We start from the raw sequence: 18220 nt of genomic DNA, 5'->3' as shown, positions 1-18220 counted from the left end.
CCGTCTTCTATTTGGGCTGGGGAATGAACGCCACGCTTCCATCCTCACGCGTGTGAAACCACCGCTCGCCATTATCGGGCTGGGTGCTAATCACCCGATGATCCTCGCCCAGGTAGGCCAGTGGCGTGGGATCGTCCTTGGCGTACTGCGTGACAATGATGGTGCGTTGCGGATCGAAAGCTTTGCCGCTGGTTTTTTCCAGCCAGGCCAGGAATGCCGCGCTATCACCCTGGCGCGGAAAGTCCTGGGTTTCGGCCACGTAGTAGAACGGCTTGCCGCCGTTTTGCAGGTACATCGGCACTTTGTTGTCCGCTTCCACCAGCACCCATTGCCATTGCTCCCACGGCGCGATTTGGGTCGCTTCGGTTCGCACGTCTTCGGCAAAGCGGGTCACGCCGCCGTTGCTGTTGCTCCAGGGGTAGGCCACGCCGAGTATCAACAGCATCAGCGCGGCGGCGATGGCGAAGCCTTTGAACCAGCGTGACTGGCTGGCTGGCCGTGCCCGCAGGCGTTCGCTGACCCACCAGGCGCCGAGCAGTTGGGCGAAAGGCACCAATGGCAGTACGTAGTAGCTGCGTCGGCTGCCACTGGCGGTGAAGAACACGAACAGCAGGCCCAGGCCCCACACCAGCCAGCGCACGTTCCGCGGCGTGTGGCGCCAGTGCCGCAGCGCCAGCCACAGGCCGAGCAGCCAGCACGGCACCCAGGGCAGGGTGTAGGCGGGCAGGTAAATCAGGTAGGTGTAGATCGGGCCCATATGGTCGAACGGGTCGAAAAAGCGCACCACGTTTTCGCGGAACACCAACGCCAGGCCGCTGCTGCCATAGCTGGGGGCACCGTAGACATGGGACAGCACGAAGGGCACGGCATACACCGCCGCCGCGATCAGCAAGGCACACACCAGGCGCAGGTTGAGGTGGCGTTTGTAGCGATGTTCCGCCAGCAGGTGTGGCAGCAGCACCAGGCCGGGCAGCACAAAGCCGATCAGCCCTTTGAACAGCGATGTCACGGCCAGCAGTAGGAAGAACACCGTGTAGCGACCCAGCCGCGTGTCCTCCGGCCCGCGCCAGTACCACCACACCGCCGCCAGCACACCACACACCGTCAGCACGTCGGCCGTGGCCACGCGCGCCCAGAACAGGAAGTAGAAGGTGGTGGCGAGCATCCAACCGGCAATCAGCCCGGTGCCCTTGCGCAGCAGTTGTTCGCCAATCAGGTAGACCAGCCACACGCTCAGCCAGGCGCCGATCACGGACGGCAAGCGCAGTGACCAGGGACCGAGGCCACCCAGCAAGTGGGCACTGGCGGTGATCAGCCAGTAGGATGGAAGGGGTTTGTCGTAATACGGTGCGCCCTTGAGGTAGGGGTCGAAGTAGTCGCCGCTCTGCAGCATCTGCAAGGCGATGTTCGCCCAACGGGTTTCCGGGCCCCACAGGTCGCGTGCGCCCAGGCCGGTCAGCAGCAGCAGGGCAGTGACGCCCAGCAACAGCAGCAGGGCGCCGCGTTCGGTCTTCCAGAAAGCCGCCATCACGGCGATTTCGGGTAGATGATCAGTTCGAGGGAGCCCTTGTAGTAGCGTTTGCCTCCGGGCGGCAGTTGCCCGGCTTCGCGCATTTCACTGGTGCTGTTGACGCGCATCAGTACGCCGACCGAGCCGAGTCGGCGCTGTTCCTTGAGCCAGGCCTGCACCTCTTCCAATTCCACTTTGCGGTGCACCGAACCGGCGTACTGCAAGCCATAACGCAGCTCGCCCTCGGTGTCGTACAGCGCCACTTCCGGGCGTTTCAGGCGCCAGGCCAAGGCACTGGCATTCCCCAGTTCGTTGCTCAGCAGGGCTTGGGTCTGTTGCAGTTCTTCCAGGTGTTCGAGCACAAACTGGTCGGGCATTTCGTTGTCCGCGATCCACGCCGGCATGCTCGCCGGCAGCAGGATCACCAGCAGGCCGATGCCCAGCGCTGGCATCGCCCACAGCGTCAGCGGGCGGAAGGCTTGCAGCAGGTTGGTGAGGATCCACCCCAGCAACACGATAAACGCCAGGGATAGGCTGAACATCTCCGCATGGCTGTTGCTGTACAAGGGCCGGGCGATTTGCAGGTAGATCAGCACGACCATGGCCGCCATGCCGATCACGAAGTTGAGCAGGCCGTTGAGGCAGATCGTGCGGGCTTTATGCTGGTTGATCAGGTCGACCAGCGTATGCCCCATCAACAAGGCCAGGGGCAGCAGGCACGGCATGATGTAGGTCGGCAGCTTGCCGTTGCTCAGGCTGAAGAAACCCAGTGGCAACAGCAGCCACAGGGCCAGGAAGGCGATGGCCGGTTGGCGCTTTTCCTGCCAGGTCTTGCGCAGGGTGCTCGGCAGCAACCCTGCCCAAGGCAGGCATGCCACCGCGATGATCGGCAGGAAGAACCACCACGGCCGCACGTGTTGAGCGTTGTCGGCGCTGAAGCGGCGGATGTGTTCATTCCAGAAAAAGAAGCGCCAGAAGTCCGGTTCCTGCAGATGGATCGCCAGCGCCCAAGGCAGGCACGCCAACAAGCACACCAGCATGGCCAGCGGGCCATAGCGCAGCAGTTCGCCCAGGCGGCGTTGCCAGAGCATGTAAGGCACGGCGATCAACACCGGCAACGCCAAGGCCAGGAAGCCCTTGGTCAGGAAACCCAGGGCGCAGGCCAGGCCCACCACGGTCCACGCCCAAAGGCGCCCGCGCACTGTGTGGCTGTCGAGGGCAAACCACAGGGCCACCAGGCTCAGGTTGACCCACAGGGTGAATTGCGGATCCAGGTTGGAGTAGCCCGCTTGCCCGGCCACCAGGCCGAAGCTCAGGTAGAGCAGGGCGCAGGCAAAGCTTTTGCGCGGGTCATTCCACAGGCGGCGTGCGATCAGGTAGGCCAGCAGCACGCTCAAGCCGGATGTAAGCGCCGAGGCGATGCGCACACCGAACAGGTTCTGGCCGAACACCGCTTGGCCCAAGGCGATCAACCAATAGCCGCCAGCGGGTTTTTCAAAATAGCGGATGCCCATGAAATGCGGCGCTACCCAGTTGCCGCTCTGAAGCATTTCCTGGCTGATCTGGGCGTAGCGGGTTTCGTCCGGGATCCACAAGCCGTGCAGGCCCAGGGGCAACAGGTAAAACGCGACAAAGGCCAGTAATAACAGTGGCAGAGGTTTTAATCGAGTCATGCAAACGTCGCTCCCTGACGTTTAGTTGTGGGGATTTCAAGTAATGAAGTAATAGAAGAAGTCACAGCGTTCACTGAATTACGGAAAATGGTCATGATGTCCTTAGTTAAAAGGCGCAACTAAACATGCCAGAGCAGGGCTGTCTTTTTGCTGAACAAATGGACAGGGAAGTGTTTAAAGTTGTTTTAACGCGGCGGGCCAGTCCGGGCCGTTGACGATGCCCAGCGTCTTGAATTTGCCGTTGGGCAATACCTGCACGAACAAGGCGCTGCCGTATTTGGGGAAGGCGGCATGGGGAAAGCCCAGGGTGCTTTCGAAGTCGGCAATGCAGCCGCTGTGGGTGACGAAAACCAGGTTGCGTCCGGGGGTTTTGTGGCTGAGTAACTCTTCGCCCATGGCTGCGCCGCAGACGGCTTGCTGGCCAGAAGTCAGTTCGTTTTTACCGAACATGAAACGCAAGGTCTGGGCGGTGCGGATGGCCGGGCTGGCCAGCACGTCGCTGCCGTCCATGCCCAGTGTTTTAAAGGCTTTGCCCAGGGTTTCGGCGTTCTGACTGCCGTTGATCGTCAGGCCCTCCACGGGGCCCAGGCAAGGGTTGGTCGAGCGGTCGCAACGCTCTTCGTGGCGCACCAGCACGATCAGGTCACCGTCGCGCCAGAGGGGTAGCACGTGGGAAGTGAGCAGGCGATTGCCGACGCCGAGGTCCTTGGGCGATGCATGCCAGAGCAGGCTGGCGGCGAACAGCAAACCCACCACCAGGAGCCCCAGCCACAGGTGTCGCAGGCGCTTGATAAAGGCCCATCGCGAGCGCGGTTTGGTCAGGGTAAGGTCAACCACTTCATTCACCATGGGCAGTGTTGGCAATGTTGTATTAATTAGGCGCAACGTGTTGGCGTATGCCCACAGTGAAGCCAGAGGCTGTCACAGGGAGGCTGTCTTTTCGCTGAACATGTTGCGGTTAAAAAGTTGTCAGGCATGGCAACTAACAAGTTGCCGACGAATGACCCATGGCCGGTAATCTAGAGTGCGTGGGGTGGTTAGCCGGTGAAATCCATGTGAAAAATTTGCATGGCCTGGAGCGACAGCCGTTATTCTCGATTGCCACCCCTCAAACGAGTGTTCTCATGCTGCAGGTGCAAGGTGTGTTCAAAAGCTATGCCACCCCCCAAGGGCCGTTGGCGGTGTTGGCCGGTGTGGACCTGCGCCTGGCCGAGCGCAGCAGCCTGGCGTTGATGGGCGAGTCGGGTAGCGGCAAGAGCACTTTGCTGCATCTGGTGGCCGGCCTGGACCGGGTGGACGGTGGCAGCATCCAGGTCGGCGAGCAGCGCCTTGACCAACTCAGCGAAGCGCAGCTGGCCCACTGGCGGCGCACGGAGATCGGGCTGGTGTTCCAGCAGTTCAACCTGATCGGCAGCCTGCGGGTCGAGGACAATTTGGCGTTCCAGGCGCGGTTGGCCGGGCGGTTTGATCCGCAGTGGCAGGCACAGTTGGTGGAGCGCCTGGGCCTGGGTGATCTGCTCAAGCGTTATCCGGAACAGCTTTCCGGCGGTCAGCAGCAACGGGTCGCGGTGGGGCGCGCGTTGGCGTCAAGGCCGCGTCTGTTATTGGCCGACGAACCCACCGGCAACCTCGACGAAGCCACCAGCGACGAGGTGTTACAACTGCTGCTGGACCTGTTGCGCGACAGTCCCACCAGCTTGTTGATGGTCACCCATAGCCCACGCATCGCCGCACGCCTGGACCGGCAGGTGGTGTTGCATCGCGGTCGTGTCGTGCCGGCGAGCGCTGTTTGAAATGGCAGTTTTTTATTGGACCTTGCGCGCGCTGCTCAGCCACTGGCGGCGCCATCCGGTGCAGTTCTGCAGCGTGCTCACCGGTTTGTGGCTGGCCACTGCGCTGCTGATCGGCGTGCAGGCCCTCAACAGCCAGGCACGCGACAGCTATGCCCGCGCCAGCCAATTGATCGGCGGCGAACCCCAGGCCAGCCTCGGCGCGGCGGACGGCGCCAGTTTTCCCCAAGCCGTTTTTGCCCAGTTGCGTCGAGCCGGCTGGCCGGTGTCGCCGGTGGTTCAAGGGCGGGTGCAGCTCAGGGGGCGGGAGGAGGTGCGCCTGCAATTGATGGGCATCGACCCGGTGTCGTTGCCCGGCAGTGGCGCGGTGGCGGGGCAGCGTTTGAGCCAGGCACAGATGCTGGCGTTTTTCGAACCGCCGGGGCGTACCTGGATTGCACCGCAGACCTTGCAGGCCTTGGGGCTGCATGAAGGTCAGCAGCCCATCACCTTGAACGGCCACACCCTGCCGCCGCTGCAAACCCAGGCCGATATGGCACCTGGACTGCTGCTCACCGACATCGGCTTTGCCCAGCCTGTGCTAGAGATGCCTGAGCGCCTGTCGCGGCTGTTAGTGGACAAGGCTTTCGCCGCTGGCCAGCCCACGCCGCCCGCCGGGCTGGAACTCAAGCAGGGCGAGGACAATAACCTCGCGCGCCTCACCGAAAGCTTTCACCTGAACCTCGATGCATTGGGCTTTCTATCCTTTGTGGTCGGGCTGTTTATCGTGCACGCCGCCATTGGCCTAGCCCTGGAGCAACGGCGCGGGCTGTTGCGTACCTTGCGTGCCTGCGGCGTCAGTGTGCGTCTGTTGATCGTCAGCCTGGGTGTCGAACTCGGTGTGCTTTCGTTGCTGGGTGGCGTGCTGGGCGTGGCCAGCGGCTACCTGCTGGCCAGCCTGTTGCTGCCGGATGTCGCCGCTAGCCTGCGTGGTTTGTATGGCGCCGAGGTGCCGGGGCAGTTGAGCCTGAGCCCTTGGTGGTGGGTCGCGGGGTTGGGCTTGAGTTTGCTCGGCGCGTTGCTGGCCGGTGCCAGCAGCCTGTGGCGGGCGGCGCGCTTGCCCTTGTTGGCGCTGGCCAATGCGCAGGCCTGGCATGAGGCCCATGGGCGTTGGTTACGGCGGCAAGGGTGGGTGGCCGCTGCCGCGCTGGTGATCACCGCGCTGGCGCTGGGGTTCGGTGATAGCCTGGCTGCCGGCTTCGTGCTGATGGCTGCGTTACTGCTCGGCGCGGCCCTGGGTTTGCCGGTGGTGCTCAATGCTTTGCTCAAGGCCTTCCTGGGACGCAGCCGTTCGGTGCTGGGCCAGTGGTTTCTGGCTGATTGCCGTCAGCAATTGCCGGCGTTGAGCCTGGCCCTGATGGCGCTATTGTTGGCCCTGGCCGCGAATATCGGGGCAGGCTCCATGACGTCGGGGTTTCGTCATACGTTCAACAACTGGCTGGAGCAGCGTCTGACTGCCGAGCTGTACCTCAACCCACAAAACCCGGCCCAGGCCGAGCAACTGAGCCTATGGTTGTCGCAACAACCGCGGGTGCAGACGGTGCTGCCCACCTGGCAGGTCGCGGTGCAATTGCAGGGCTGGCCGGCGGATCTGTTTGGCGTGGTCGACGACCCGACTTATCGCCAGCATTGGCCGCTGTTGGAGGCGTCGAGCGAGCCGTGGGATCAACTGCAGCAAGGCGACACGCTGATGCTCAGCGAGCAACTGGCACGCAGGCTCGCGGTGAAGTTGGGCGATACCCTGAGCATCCCGACGCCTCAGGGCACCTGGACGCCGAAAATAGTCGGGATCTACGCCGATTACGGCAACCCCAAGGGCCATATTCTGGTCAATTCCAAGCACCTGCTGACCCATTGGACGACGCTGTCACCGGCGCGTTTCAACCTGCGGGTGTCACCGGCAGACGTGGCACCGCTGACGCGTGAGGTGCAGCGCGCCTTTGCCCTGGAAGACAGCCGTATCGTCGATCAACAGCAACTCAAAGGCTGGTCGAGCCAGGTGTTCGAACGCACCTTCGCCGCCACCGCTGCCCTGAACAGCCTGACGCTGGGCGTGGCCGGTGTGGCGCTGTTCATCAGCCTGTTGACCCAGAGCCAGAGTCGCCTGGGCCAACTCGCGCCGCTGTGGGCATTGGGCGTCACGCGTCGGCAATTGATGCTGCTCAACCTTGGCCAGACCTGGCTGCTGGCGGTCCTCACGTTGGTTTTGGCCTTGCCGCTCGGCTTGCTGTTGGCCTGGTGCCTGGACGCGGTGATCAATGTGCAGGCCTTTGGTTGGCGCCTGCCGCTGCAGGTATTCCCGTGGCAACTCGCGCAATTGCTCGGGTTGGCAATGCTCGCGACCTTGCTGGCCTCGGCATGGCCGTTGTGGCAGTTGTATCGCAGTCGTCCGGCGGATTTGTTGAGGACGTTTGCCAATGAAGATTAAGTGGCTGTTGTGGATGTGCTGCTTACTGGTCGCTTGTGACAAAGTCCCTGAGCCGCAGGAAAGCTTCGCCGGCCTGGGCAGTGACGCGGCGGACTTTGCCCAAGTGGTGCCCGGCAAAGTGTTCAGTTTTCCCGAGGACCATGGCCCCCATCCGGGCTTTCGTATCGAGTGGTGGTACGTCACCGCCAACCTCAAGGACGCGCAGGGCAATGTCTTCGGCGTGCAGTGGACCTTGTTCCGCAATGCGCTCAAGGCCGGGCCGACCGAGGCGGGCTGGCGCGATTCGACGATCTGGCTTGGCCACGCCGCCGTGACGTCCGCCACTCACCACTATGCCGCCGAACGCTTTGCGCGCGGCGGCGTGGGCCAGGCCGGAGCCCAGGCGCAGCCGTTCAATGCCTGGATCGACGATTGGAATTTCGTCACCCGTCCCGGCGCCGTAAGCAGCCTGGCCGACATGCAACTCAAGGCCAGTGGTGCGCAATTCGCCTATGACCTGCACCTGACCTCCAGTCGCCCATTGGTGTTGCAGGGTGACGAGGGCTACAGCCGCAAGTCCGACCTGGGCCAGGCGTCGTACTACTACAGCCAGCCGTTTTTCAGTGCCAGTGGTAGCGTTACTGTCGATGGCAAGGTGTATCAAGTCACCGGCCCGGCCTGGCTCGACCGCGAGTGGAGCAGCCAACCCCTGAGCGCCAGCCAGACCGGCTGGGACTGGTTTTCCCTGCACCTGGACCGTGGCGAGCAGTTGATGCTGTTTCGGGTGCGGCAAGCCGACGGCGCGGGTTATCTCACAGGGACCTGGATCGACGCGCAAGGCCAGACGCAGACGCTGCACAACGCGGATATCCAACTGGTGCCGTTGGAAACCACCACGATTGGCGGTCGCAAGATTCCCACGCGCTGGTCGCTGAAAATCCCCGGCAAACAGCTGGATATCACCACCCAAGCCGTCAACCCGAACGCCTGGATGAACCTGAGTATTCCGTACTGGGAAGGGCCGGTGCGGTTTGACGGTGGGGTGGGTTACCTGGAAATGACCGGGTATTAGGGCGGTTTCTGTAGGCTTTATTTCACCGCTGCGTAGGCAGATTCCCAAATGTAAAGCGACCCCCCTGGACTTGTGTCCGGGGCGCAGGCGCTTGCTTATATTCCGACGCCATCTCAATTGCATCCTGGATGTGGGGCATGGCGCAGAGCTTTATCAACGACCGCGCAACGGACTACCTGAGCCTCAAATCCCGGTTGATGGGCGGTGGAATGAGTCGCCCGCGTTCCGATCATTTTGACGTGCTGAATCGGCACCTGCGGCCCGGCTTGGTGGCACCGGGGCAACTGGTGATTATTCCCGACAGCCACAGCATGAATTGCTCGGTCGAGGAAGCGTGGTTGATGCGCCATGCCGAGGAAGTCCGTCGTCACCTGGCACTGAATGCGGCGACGGGTACGGCACTGCTCGGCAACTATGATTTGCTGCAGAGTTTGATGGCCAATGGCTCTATTGGCGTCGGCAGTGCGACCTCGGCCTGGGCACGGCACCTGAATGAAGTGGCGCAAACGTTGGAGGACATCGAGCGGCTGCATCAGCGGTTGAAAGACGGCGGGTTGGACAGGGCGGCGTTTATCCAGCAGCGCCAGGCGGTGTTTCGGCGCTTGGAGGGGCAATTGCAAGGGGCTGCACGGATGGGGACGGGATTGCAGGGTAATGCGTCGTTGAAGAAGGTGTTGGGGATTTCGACCAGGAGCTATTTGCACAAGGGGGAGATTGCGGGGTATGCGCAAAGGATTGGCGCTATTGCGCAGACGTCAAAGTGGTTGGGCAAAGGGACTTACATGGGATTGGCGTTGGACGTCGGCGTGGCGAGTTTGGAGATCAAGGAGGCGTGTATGACGGGAAGGGAAGCTCAGTGCAGAAGGGCTAAGTATGTTGAGACGGGGAGACTGGCGGGTGGAGTCGCAGGAGCCGCCTTTCTGGGAAAAGTCGGTGCAGACGCAGCTCGTCGGGCATGCACAATGTTCTTAGGCATTCGAATGAAGGGAAAAGGTGAACTCGCCTGTGGCGTTATCGGAGGTGCAGCGGGAGGGTATGTGGGAGGTGATGAGTTCGGCAGTTTTGGTTCATTTTTGGGAGGGAGGATCGTGGAAGCCGATGGGGATTTGATTTTCCTGCCGGAGGGGACCTGATCATGGACCTTTTTCTCATCTATTCCATCGTGTTGTTTGCTGGAATGTTTGTGATCGTGGGACTGATGATTTTTGCGGAATATACAAAGCTTGACGAGGTGGAACGCCATTTCAGTCAGAACGAGAGGGTTCGCAACAATAAGCGCTTCTGGTGCCGAAACCAGTGGATCGACAGGCAATATCGCATGCTGCTGATACTAGCGTTTTTCTCAGATTCAAAACGCTATATGGAGGCCGGTGTTGTGACTGAAGCCGAACTGGCGTCTGTCCCTTTAGCGCTCAAGCGTTGGGTGGTGTGGCCTTATTACGTTGGGTACATTTGGGCCTTAGGGACCGTTGTGTGGATCGTCTGGCGCTGGTGGTGCGACATCCCGATTCCATAGGAATGATTATTTTCAATAAAAAATACTGTACATCCATCCAGTCATATTCTACATTCCATCCCAGGTGACCGGATGTCACCTGACCTTCAGTTTTTAACTATGGATGGATAAAAAATGAAATCGAAAAAAGCCTTTATGCTGGGCGCGGCCATGGCGGCCTCCTGCTTCGTTTCGGCCTTTGCCCTGGCCGAGCAATACCCTCATCTGGCTGCGCAAGCGCCGCAACCGACGATCAAGCAATCCTTGAAAACCGGCGGAAAAATCCCGGCCACCCAGGCGTCCGCAGCACTGAAGCAGCAGCTTCAAGCAGGCGCTCAGCAGAAAAAGCCGGCGTTTGCCGCGAAGGCCCAGACCGACTCTGTGGTGGAAGACCACGCCGCGCCTGCGCCAGTAACCCAGGTCAAGAAAGCGGACGCTCAGCAACGCGCCGCCGTACAGGCTGCACTGGTGCAGGGCTGTGAGACCACGCTGGATGTGAACCTGCTCTACACAATCAATGGCGTACAAACCGGCGACCTGCTGTGCTACCACTTCAACCTGCCGAAGAAGGCGCGCATCAACGCACTGTTGGTAGGCCAGACAGCAGGCACCGACATGTCGTTGAGCCTGTTCCAGGACGATGGTCAAGGCAACCCGCTTCCCCTGGGCACGTCCAACAATCCGGGCACCTCGGACGAAAGCCTCAGCGGCGTCGTGCCAGCCGGTGACTACTACTGGTTCATGGAAGCCAATGCGGCCGTGCAGGGTTCGAGCTTCCAGTTCGGTGTAGCGGTGGACGACAATATCGACGCCTACGAACCCAACGACACGCCGGATACCGCGTTCCAACTGCCGGACACCCTGAACTACATCAAGGGCAATGCCGACAGCCTCAATGACGTCGATTACTTTGACTTCAAAGCCGTACGCGGCCAGAGCGTCGGTATCGCACTCACGGCCGATACTGCCAGTGGCAGTACCCGCAACAAGTGGATCCTTGAGCGTTTCGATGGTAACCAGTGGGTCACCGTAGGGGCCAACGTGGTGTCGACGTCGATCCCAAGCCCCGGTGTGGGCGGTGTGGTCAAGGTGCGCGTTCGCCCGAATCAACACCCGAACGAGCCTTGGAGCGCAACGGGCAAATACAACCTGTCCTTTGGTTCCAACCCGCGGGTGAACAACCCTGACGTGAAGGGCGAAAGCAATGTGTTGCGTATCCCTTACTCCGCTTCCAACGTGGGTTATGGCTACATGACCACCCAGGCCTACCGCGACCTGACCTGGACCATGGGACTTTCGGACAGCACTGGCGCACCGTTGGTGGGGCTGCACCCGATTGTCTACCTGGACCAGCACATCGATCCGAACACCGGCAGTATCGTCTACAAAGGGTATTCGGCGGCCACCAACAGTGCTGGCCTGGCCGGGGGCACGATCAATGTGGGCACCTGCTTCGGTGACTTCCAGACCACGTTCGTCGATTACGCCCAGGGCTATAAGAACACCTGGCGTACCGACTTCAACTACGGCGTGTGGCGCATGGAAGTGCTGGAATACCCAGGTATCGGCGTCGGTGGTGATAACACGGAGTTCGTCAGCTTTGGCCACCTGTGCAAACAGACCTTGCTGAGCAGCACCAAGAGCTAAACACGTTTAACCCGTAGTACCCAGGGCATACAGGCCGCGCGCCTGTATGCCCTTTTTGCGTCAGGGCGCCAATGCCAGGTCCAACGGCAGGCGCGCCATGCTCGTGCCCTTCAATGAGCCCAGGTACAACCAGTTTCCATATTCCCGCGCGGTGGTGATCGGCGAATAATTTCCCGGGCTGCCATCCTGCAGGTTGGCGATGACCTTGCCCTCGGTATCCAGCCCCAGCACGAAGGCTTTGCGTTCGATAGGCTTGGGCACCACCATCAGCGCCCGCACCATCACCTTGCGCAACATCGGATAGCCGGCAAAGCTGTCCAGCAAGGGATTGCGTGGCGAATACAGCGCCACCCAGAAACGGTCCTGGCCGTTGAAGCTGAGGTTGTCCGGCAGGCCGGGCAGGTTGTCGATAAACAAGTCATGGGTGCCGGCGCGCTCGCCTTTGAGCCAGTAGCGGCTGATGCGGTACGCGCCGGTTTCATTCACCAGCACGAAGGTTTCGTCCGGTCCTAATGCAACGCCGTTGGCGAATTGCAGTTGGTCGAGCAGCACGTCGGTGCTGCCGTTGCTGAAGTCATAACGCAGCAGCCGACCGTCGCCGCCATGTTCGATCACCGCTTCGCCATCCTGGCCATAGCCCCAGCGGCTCGAGGCATCGCTGAAGTAGGCAAAATGCCCGCTGGCGTCCACGGTGACGTCATCGGTAAAGCCAAAGGGCACGCCGTTGGCGCTGGTGCTCAACGTCGTGAGTTGATGTTTTGCATCCAGGGCGAGCAAGCCCTTGATCCCGTCGGCAATGATCAAGCGCCCATCCGGGTGCAACGCCAGGCCGAGGGGCCGCCCCCCGGTATTGGCCAATACTTCCAGGCTGCGGCTGTCGGGCGAGGTGCGGATGATGCGCCCGTCATGCAAACCGCTGATCAAAAAGCCCTGGGCGTCCAGCAGCAAGGCTTCGGGCCCGGCGATGTCCTGGGCGCCGATTTTCTGCACGCCCTTGAGGCGCTGATTCTCGGCGTAAGGGCCGCTCTTCATCGACGGCGCCTTGGGTGGCGTCCAATTCACGGGTTGCACCTTTGTGGGCATCAACAGCAGAAAGGCGACCACCGCCAGCAACAGGACAAACAACAGATGACGCAGTTTTTTGGGACGGGTACTCATGACGATTCCTGGTTGTCGTGGGGGCTCGGTTCCCAGTGCAGGGTGCCGAACAGGTAATCCATCAGGGGAAGGACGATGTTGAAGTTGCGTCCCTGCATCAGTTCACGGCGATGATGCAGGGCGTGCAGTTGATGCATCTGGCGGATCCACGGCAGCCGTGCCACCGGGTGGCTGGCGGGCAGGTGCTCGCAGGCATGAAACACTTCGTAAAGTAAATACCCGAGGATCATGCACCCCGCGAACAGCCCGGCGACATTGGGGCTCACTTGCTTGAGCAACCACCAGGCGGGCAGGGTGATTGCCAGGCTGTGCAGCACGATCAGCCAAGCCGGGAACAGGATGACGCGCCAGTCGCGGGGGCTGTCGTAGGTCATGTGGCCGGGGGTGAAGAAACTATGATGATCGCCGGTGTGACGTGCGTAGAACAGCCGGGCCAAGGCGTGCTTGTGGTGGCCGAGGTGACGGTGCACGAGGTAGATGCAGAGGTTGAAGAACACCAGGGTCAGCGGCACGGTCAGCCATTGCACTGCGCTGATCTGATGCGTGGAAGACCAGGCCAGGGCGATGCACACAAGGCCGTAGCCGAACACGAAACCGGCGTGCAGCCAAGGGTTGTAATGGGGCGCGACAGAGGCGCGGTAACGGGCGCGAAAGGTCTCGGTAGGGTGGTCCATTGCGGCTTGCTCGGTGTTTTTTTGTTGGAAAGTGAGCTTAGTTGGCGCCAGGGAATGTGCGAGTTTTGCAGTGACCGGCTTACCCGAAGCGACCAATGGGGGCTTGCATACCCCCCATTTCCTTGTTAGCTTCTCGCAAAATGTTAACGATAACATTTGCTCTAACAATAAAAACAAAACAGAGAATCATGCCATGAAAATGCTCCCGAAAACCCTGTGTTTATTGGCTGTAAGCATCACCCTCGGCACCGTCTCCCCGGCATTTGCCGACGCTGCCAAGCCGATCCGCATCGGCGCGTCCTTCCAGGAAATCAACAACCCCTATTTCGTCACTATGAAAAACGCCCTCGAAGAAGCCGGGGCGACCATCGGCGCGAAACTGATCATCACCGACGCCCGTCACGACGTGTCCAAGCAGGTCAGTGACGTCGAAGACATGCTGCAAAAAGGCATCGACATCCTGCTGATCAACCCCACGGACTCGGTCGGCGTGCAATCGGCGGTCAAGTCTGCCCACGCTGCCGGTGTCGTGGTCGTCGCGGTAGACGCCCAGGCCGACGGCCCGCTGGATTCCTTCGTCGGCTCGAAAAACTTCGACGCCGGCTTCCAGGCCTGCGAATACCTGGCCAAGAACATCGGCGACAAAGGCAATATCGCGATCCTCGACGGCATCGCCGTGGTGCCGATCCTGGAGCGTGTACGCGGTTGCAAAGAGGCCGTGGCCAAGCACCCGGACATCAAGATTGTCAGCATCCAGAACGGCAAGCAGGAACGTGACCAGGCGCTGACCGTCACCGAAAACATGTTGCAGGCCCAGCCCACCCTCAAGGGCATTTTCAGCGTGAATGACAACGGCTCCCTCGGTGCACTCTCGGCCATCGAAGCCAGTGGCCTGGACGTGAAGCTGGTCAGCGTCGATGGCGCGCCGGAAGCCATCAAGGCGATCCAGAAACCCGGTAGCAAATTCATCGCCACCTCGGCGCAATACCCGCGCGACCAGATCCGCTTGGCCCTGGGCATCGCCCTGGCCAAGAAGTGGGGCTCGCAAGTGCCGGCCACCATTCCAGTGGACATCACCCTGATCGACCAGGCCAAGGCCAAGGACTTCAGCTGGTAAATCGCCCAGGCCCCACGCTGTCCGTGGGGCCCAGGTCATCCTTCTGAATATGAGGTCGGCGGTATGAGCAGTCTTCTGAAGTTGGAAAACATCTGTAAGCGCTACCCGGGCGTACAGGCCCTCAAGTCCATCAACCTGCAAGTCGAGCGCGGTGAGATCCATGCCTTGCTCGGCGAAAATGGCGCGGGCAAATCGACGCTGATGAAGATCCTCGGCGGCGTCGAGCATCAAGACGAAGGCCAGATCCTGATCGACGGCCAGGCCCAGCAGTTCGCGACCTACCGCGATGCAATCGCCGCCGGCATCGGCATCGTGTTCCAGGAATTCAGCCTGATTCCCTACCTCACAGCCGTGGAAAACATTTTCCTTGGCCATGAGCTGAGCAACCGTTTCGGCCTGTTGCGCAAGCGTGAAATGGTCGAGGCTTCCGAGGCCTTGTTCAAGCGCCTGGGCGTGACTATCGACCTGCAATGCGCGGTCAAGCACCTCAGCGTGGCCGAGCAGCAGTTTGTGGAAATCGCCAAGGCGTTGGCCCTGGATGCGCGCCTGCTGGTGCTCGACGAACCCACCGCCACCCTCACGCCCAGCGAGGCTGAGCTGCTGTTCGAGATCATGCGTGAGCTCAAGCGTCAGGGCGTGGCGGTGATTTTCATCTCCCATCACCTGGAGGAGATTTTCCAGGTGTGCGACCGCATCAGCGTGTTGCGCGACGGCGGCAATGTGGGCGTCACCGATGTGGCCGACAGTGACATCGACCGGCTGGTCGAGATGATGGTCGGGCGCCGCCTGGAATGCAGTTTTCCACCCAAGCCCAGCACCGAGCGCGGCCCGCTGTTGCTGGAGGTCAAGGACATCCAGCTGGTGCGCAACGGCCCTCATAACAGCTTCCAACTGCACAAGGGTGAGATCCTCGGCTTTGCCGGGCTGGTCGGCTCCGGTCGTACCGAGTTGGCCCTGGGCATGATGGGCGCGCTGCCGTCGGTGAGCAAAGACGTGCGGCTGCGTGGCGAGAAAATCACCCTCGACGACCCGGCCCAGGCCCTGGCCCACGGCATCGGCCTGCTGCCGGAAAGCCGCAAGAGCGAAGGGCTGATCACCGACTTCAGCATTCGCGAAAACATCTCGCTGAACAACCTGCCCAAATACCAGAACGCGTCGGGGCTGATCGACAAAAACCGCGAATGCGCCAGCGTCGAAGGCCTGATGAAGCAACTGTCGATCAAGGCCCCCAGCAGCGAAAGCCGGGTGTTCAACCTCAGCGGTGGCAACCAGCAAAAGGTGGTGATCGCCCGTTGGATCAACCATCACTGCGACGTGCTGGTGTTCGACGAACCCACCCGTGGCATCGACGTGGGCGCCAAGGCGCAGATCTACGCGCTGATGCGCAGCCTCACCGAACAGGGCTACGCAATCATCATGATTTCCTCCGAATTGCCGGAAGTCATCGGCATGTGCGACCGCGTCGCCGTGTTCCACAAGGGGGCCATCGTCAAGGTACTCGAAGCGTCTGCCGTCAATCCTCAAGAGGTCATGCGCCATGCAACAGGGGGCTCAAGTGAATACGTCCATTAGGACCGGCGACAGCAGCCGGTTGCGCCTGAACCTGGCGCGATTGGTGCGCTCGCCGGCGTTTTATCCGTTCGTGGGGCTGGTGGTGGTGACCCTGGTGATGATCCTCGCCAGCGACACCTTCCTCACCGCCAGCAACCTGTCGAACATCGCCCGCCAGGTGTCGATCAACGCGATCATCGCGGTGGGCATGACCTGCGTGATCCTCACCGGTGGCATCGACTTGTCGGTCGGGCCGGTGATGGCCTTGTCCGGCACGCTCACGGCCGGGTTGATGGTTGCGGGCCTGCCGCCCGGCCTGGCGATTGGCGCAGGCATGTTGATTGGCGTGGCCTTTGGTATCGGCAACGGTTTGTTCGTGGCCTACCTGCACATGCCGCCGATCATCGTGACCCTGGCGACCATGGGCATCGCCCGTGGCCTGGGCCTGATGTACACCGACGGCTATCCGATTTCTGGCTTGCCGGAGTGGTTTGCGTTCTTTGGCCGCGAAAGCCTGTTCGGCATCCAGGTGCCGATCCTGATCATGCTGCTCACCTACCTCGCTGCCTACGTGCTGCTGCAACATACGCGCATCGGTCGCTACATCTACGCCATTGGCGGCAATGAAGAAGCGGTGCGCTTGTCTGGCGTGCGTGCGGCGCGTTTCAAGCTGCTGGTGTATGGGATCAGTGGCCTCACGGCGGCGATTGCCGGGTTGGTACTCACCTCACGCCTGATGAGCGGCCAGCCGAATGCCGGTGTGTCGTTCGAGCTGGATGCGATTGCCGCCGTGGTACTCGGCGGCGCCTCGATTGCCGGTGGGCGCGGGGTGATCGTCGGTACGTTGCTCGGCGCCATGTTGCTCGGCGTGTTGAACAACGGCCTGAACATGCTGGGCGTGTCGCCCTACGTCCAGAGCGTGATCAAGGGCGCAATCATTTTGCTGGCGATTTTTATCAGCCGTCAGCGCCACAAATAAATACCTAACAAGAACAGGACCCGACACCATGGACAAGCACACCGAAATGCAAGCCGTCGTCTGCCACGGCCCGAAAGACTATCGCCTGGAACGCATCGGCAAACCCCAGGCGCGCGCCAATGAGCTGGTGATCCGCATCGCCGCCTGCGGCATCTGTGCCAGTGACTGCAAGTGCCACTCGGGCGCCGCAATGTTCTGGGGCGGCGATAACCCGTGGGTCAAGGCGCCGGTGGTACCGGGGCACGAATTTTTTGGCTATGTGGTGGAAGTGGGCGAGGGCGCCGAAGAGCACTTCGAAGTCGCGGTGGGCGACAAGGTGATCGCCGAGCAGATCGTGCCGTGCGGCAAGTGCCGTTTCTGCAAGTCAGGCAAGTACTGGATGTGCGAAGTGCACAATATCTTCGGCTTCCAGCGTGAAGTGGCCGAAGGTGGCATGGCCCAGTACATGCGCATTCCCAAGACCGCCATCGTGCACAAGATCCCCGAGTCGGTGTCGCTGGAAGACTCGGCGCTGGTGGAACCGATGGCCTGCTCAATCCATACGGTCAACCGTGGCGATGTCCAGCTCGACGACGTGGTGGTGATCGCCGGCGCCGGCACCCTCGGCCTGTGCATGGTCCAAGTCGCTGCGTTGAAAACCCCGAAGAAACTGGTGGTGATCGACATGGTCGACGAGCGCCTGGAACTGGCGAAAAAATTCGGCGCCGATGTGGTGATCAACCCGTCGCGCGACAACGCCCGCGAAATCATCAACGGCCTGACCGACAACTACGGCTGCGACGTCTACATCGAAACCACCGGCGTGCCGGCGGGCGTGACCCAGGGCCTGGACCTGATCCGCAAGCTCGGGCGTTTTGTCGAGTTCAGCGTGTTTGGCGCCGAGACCAGCGTCGACTGGTCGATCATCGGCGACCGCAAGGAGCTGGACGTCCGCGGCGCCCACCTCGGCCCGTATTGCTACCCGATCGCTATCGACCTGTTCGAACGCGGCCTGGTCACCTCCAAGGGCATCGTCACCCATGACTTCCCGCTGGACGACTTTGCCGAGGCCTTCGCGTTGGCCAATTCGACTAAGTCGATCAAGGTGCTGTTGAAGCCGGTGGCCTGA

General features: G+C 61.3%; 15 protein-coding genes. 10 read left to right on the top strand and 5 right to left on the bottom strand.

From position 1 onward, the window contains the following. Positions 1-7: 7 nt before the first annotated feature. The 3 genes from ACP7EW_RS02365 to ACP7EW_RS02355 all read right to left on the bottom strand — a co-directional run bounded on the left by ACP7EW_RS02365 (position 8) and on the right by ACP7EW_RS02355 (position 4032). Complete coding sequence (locus ACP7EW_RS02365; protein ID WP_426215021.1) at positions 8-1528, bottom strand: ArnT family glycosyltransferase; 1521 nt, start codon at positions 1526-1528, stop codon at positions 8-10. Then, a complete protein-coding gene (gene arnT, locus ACP7EW_RS02360) occupies positions 1528-3183 on the bottom strand; it encodes a lipid IV(A) 4-amino-4-deoxy-L-arabinosyltransferase (RefSeq protein WP_426215019.1) in 1656 nt (551 codons plus the stop codon). The genes ACP7EW_RS02365 and arnT overlap by 1 nt, the downstream gene beginning before the upstream one ends. 174 nt (positions 3184-3357) lie before the next feature. Then, positions 3358-4032: a histidine phosphatase family protein gene (locus ACP7EW_RS02355; RefSeq protein ID WP_314530050.1), complete on the bottom strand. Its 675-nt coding sequence runs from the start codon at positions 4030-4032 to the stop codon at positions 3358-3360. 275 nt (positions 4033-4307) lie between these two features. On the opposite strand from ACP7EW_RS02355, the gene ACP7EW_RS02350 reads away from it, so the two are divergent. The 6 genes from ACP7EW_RS02350 to ACP7EW_RS02325 all read left to right on the top strand — a co-directional run bounded on the left by ACP7EW_RS02350 (position 4308) and on the right by ACP7EW_RS02325 (position 11633). After that, on the top strand, positions 4308-4976 hold the full coding sequence (locus tag ACP7EW_RS02350) for an ABC transporter ATP-binding protein (RefSeq protein WP_426215017.1): 669 nt from the start codon (positions 4308-4310) through the stop codon (positions 4974-4976). 1 nt (position 4977) lies between these two features. Next, a complete protein-coding gene (locus ACP7EW_RS02345; RefSeq protein WP_426215015.1) occupies positions 4978-7440 on the top strand; it encodes an FtsX-like permease family protein in 2463 nt (820 codons plus the stop codon). Further along, entirely contained in the window at positions 7430-8491 is a 1062-nt protein-coding gene (locus tag ACP7EW_RS02340) for a lipocalin-like domain-containing protein (protein WP_426215013.1), read from the top strand. The genes ACP7EW_RS02345 and ACP7EW_RS02340 overlap by 11 nt, the downstream gene beginning before the upstream one ends. Before the next feature lie 137 nt (positions 8492-8628). Further along, on the top strand, positions 8629-9624 hold the full coding sequence (locus ACP7EW_RS02335) for a hypothetical protein (protein WP_426215011.1): 996 nt from the start codon (positions 8629-8631) through the stop codon (positions 9622-9624). 2 nt (positions 9625-9626) lie between these two features. Further along, positions 9627-10007, top strand: coding sequence for a hypothetical protein (locus ACP7EW_RS02330; RefSeq protein WP_426215009.1), 381 nt, complete (start codon positions 9627-9629; stop codon positions 10005-10007). Between the two features lie 114 nt (positions 10008-10121). After that, entirely contained in the window at positions 10122-11633 is a 1512-nt protein-coding gene (locus tag ACP7EW_RS02325; RefSeq protein WP_426215007.1) for a hypothetical protein, read from the top strand. A gap of 60 nt (positions 11634-11693) precedes the next feature. On the opposite strand, the gene ACP7EW_RS02320 is transcribed toward ACP7EW_RS02325, so the two are convergent. Together ACP7EW_RS02320 and ACP7EW_RS02315 are read right to left on the bottom strand one after the other, a co-directional pair. Then, the gene (locus ACP7EW_RS02320) at positions 11694-12791 is read right to left on the bottom strand and encodes an SMP-30/gluconolactonase/LRE family protein (RefSeq protein ID WP_426215005.1); all 1098 of its coding nucleotides are present in this window, start codon (positions 12789-12791) and stop codon (positions 11694-11696) included. Continuing rightward, the gene (locus ACP7EW_RS02315) at positions 12788-13465 is read right to left on the bottom strand and encodes a sterol desaturase family protein (RefSeq protein ID WP_426215003.1); all 678 of its coding nucleotides are present in this window, start codon (positions 13463-13465) and stop codon (positions 12788-12790) included. Before ACP7EW_RS02315 ends, ACP7EW_RS02320 begins: the two co-directional genes overlap by 4 nt. Before the next feature lie 193 nt (positions 13466-13658). Here ACP7EW_RS02315 and ACP7EW_RS02310 point away from each other — a divergent pair, with 193 nt between their 5' ends. The 4 genes from ACP7EW_RS02310 to ACP7EW_RS02295 all read left to right on the top strand — a co-directional run bounded on the left by ACP7EW_RS02310 (position 13659) and on the right by ACP7EW_RS02295 (position 18220). After that, the gene (locus ACP7EW_RS02310; protein ID WP_038849054.1) at positions 13659-14582 is read left to right on the top strand and encodes a substrate-binding domain-containing protein; all 924 of its coding nucleotides are present in this window, start codon (positions 13659-13661) and stop codon (positions 14580-14582) included. Between the two features lie 63 nt (positions 14583-14645). Then, the gene (locus tag ACP7EW_RS02305) at positions 14646-16154 is read left to right on the top strand and encodes a sugar ABC transporter ATP-binding protein (protein WP_426215002.1); all 1509 of its coding nucleotides are present in this window, start codon (positions 14646-14648) and stop codon (positions 16152-16154) included. Further along, complete coding sequence (locus tag ACP7EW_RS02300) at positions 16120-17112, top strand: ABC transporter permease (protein ID WP_033903298.1); 993 nt, start codon at positions 16120-16122, stop codon at positions 17110-17112. Before ACP7EW_RS02305 ends, ACP7EW_RS02300 begins: the two co-directional genes overlap by 35 nt. Before the next feature lie 28 nt (positions 17113-17140). Beyond that, on the top strand, positions 17141-18220 hold the full coding sequence (locus tag ACP7EW_RS02295) for an alcohol dehydrogenase catalytic domain-containing protein (RefSeq protein ID WP_038849047.1): 1080 nt from the start codon (positions 17141-17143) through the stop codon (positions 18218-18220).

It is taken from the genome of Pseudomonas sp. DWRC2-2 (assembly GCF_049897885.1).
Taxonomy (GTDB): domain Bacteria; phylum Pseudomonadota; class Gammaproteobacteria; order Pseudomonadales; family Pseudomonadaceae; genus Aquipseudomonas; species Aquipseudomonas azotoformans_A.
The sequence above is the reverse complement of the archived record's forward strand: the minus strand, read 5'-3'. Positions and strand labels throughout refer to the sequence as shown.

What these genes read in the sequence shown, in the direction of transcription:
- ACP7EW_RS02345 (WP_426215015.1), top strand. Translation starts at nt 4,978, where the DNA reads ATGGCAGTTTTTTATTGGACCTTGCGCGCGCTGCTCAGCCACTGGCGG.
- ACP7EW_RS02315 (WP_426215003.1), bottom strand. Translation starts at nt 13,465, where the DNA reads ATGGACCACCCTACCGAGACCTTTCGCGCCCGTTACCGCGCCTCTGTC.
- ACP7EW_RS02300 (WP_033903298.1), top strand. Translation starts at nt 16,120, where the DNA reads ATGCAACAGGGGGCTCAAGTGAATACGTCCATTAGGACCGGCGACAGC.
- ACP7EW_RS02325 (WP_426215007.1), top strand. Translation starts at nt 10,122, where the DNA reads ATGAAATCGAAAAAAGCCTTTATGCTGGGCGCGGCCATGGCGGCCTCC.
- ACP7EW_RS02320 (WP_426215005.1), bottom strand. Translation starts at nt 12,791, where the DNA reads ATGAGTACCCGTCCCAAAAAACTGCGTCATCTGTTGTTTGTCCTGTTG.
- arnT (WP_426215019.1), bottom strand. Translation starts at nt 3,183, where the DNA reads ATGACTCGATTAAAACCTCTGCCACTGTTATTACTGGCCTTTGTCGCG.
- ACP7EW_RS02340 (WP_426215013.1), top strand. Translation starts at nt 7,430, where the DNA reads ATGAAGATTAAGTGGCTGTTGTGGATGTGCTGCTTACTGGTCGCTTGT.
- ACP7EW_RS02330 (WP_426215009.1), top strand. Translation starts at nt 9,627, where the DNA reads ATGGACCTTTTTCTCATCTATTCCATCGTGTTGTTTGCTGGAATGTTT.
- ACP7EW_RS02310 (WP_038849054.1), top strand. Translation starts at nt 13,659, where the DNA reads ATGAAAATGCTCCCGAAAACCCTGTGTTTATTGGCTGTAAGCATCACC.
- ACP7EW_RS02350 (WP_426215017.1), top strand. Translation starts at nt 4,308, where the DNA reads ATGCTGCAGGTGCAAGGTGTGTTCAAAAGCTATGCCACCCCCCAAGGG.
- ACP7EW_RS02355 (WP_314530050.1), bottom strand. Translation starts at nt 4,032, where the DNA reads ATGGTGAATGAAGTGGTTGACCTTACCCTGACCAAACCGCGCTCGCGA.
- ACP7EW_RS02295 (WP_038849047.1), top strand. Translation starts at nt 17,141, where the DNA reads ATGGACAAGCACACCGAAATGCAAGCCGTCGTCTGCCACGGCCCGAAA.
- ACP7EW_RS02335 (WP_426215011.1), top strand. Translation starts at nt 8,629, where the DNA reads ATGGCGCAGAGCTTTATCAACGACCGCGCAACGGACTACCTGAGCCTC.
- ACP7EW_RS02365 (WP_426215021.1), bottom strand. Translation starts at nt 1,528, where the DNA reads ATGGCGGCTTTCTGGAAGACCGAACGCGGCGCCCTGCTGCTGTTGCTG.
- ACP7EW_RS02305 (WP_426215002.1), top strand. Translation starts at nt 14,646, where the DNA reads ATGAGCAGTCTTCTGAAGTTGGAAAACATCTGTAAGCGCTACCCGGGC.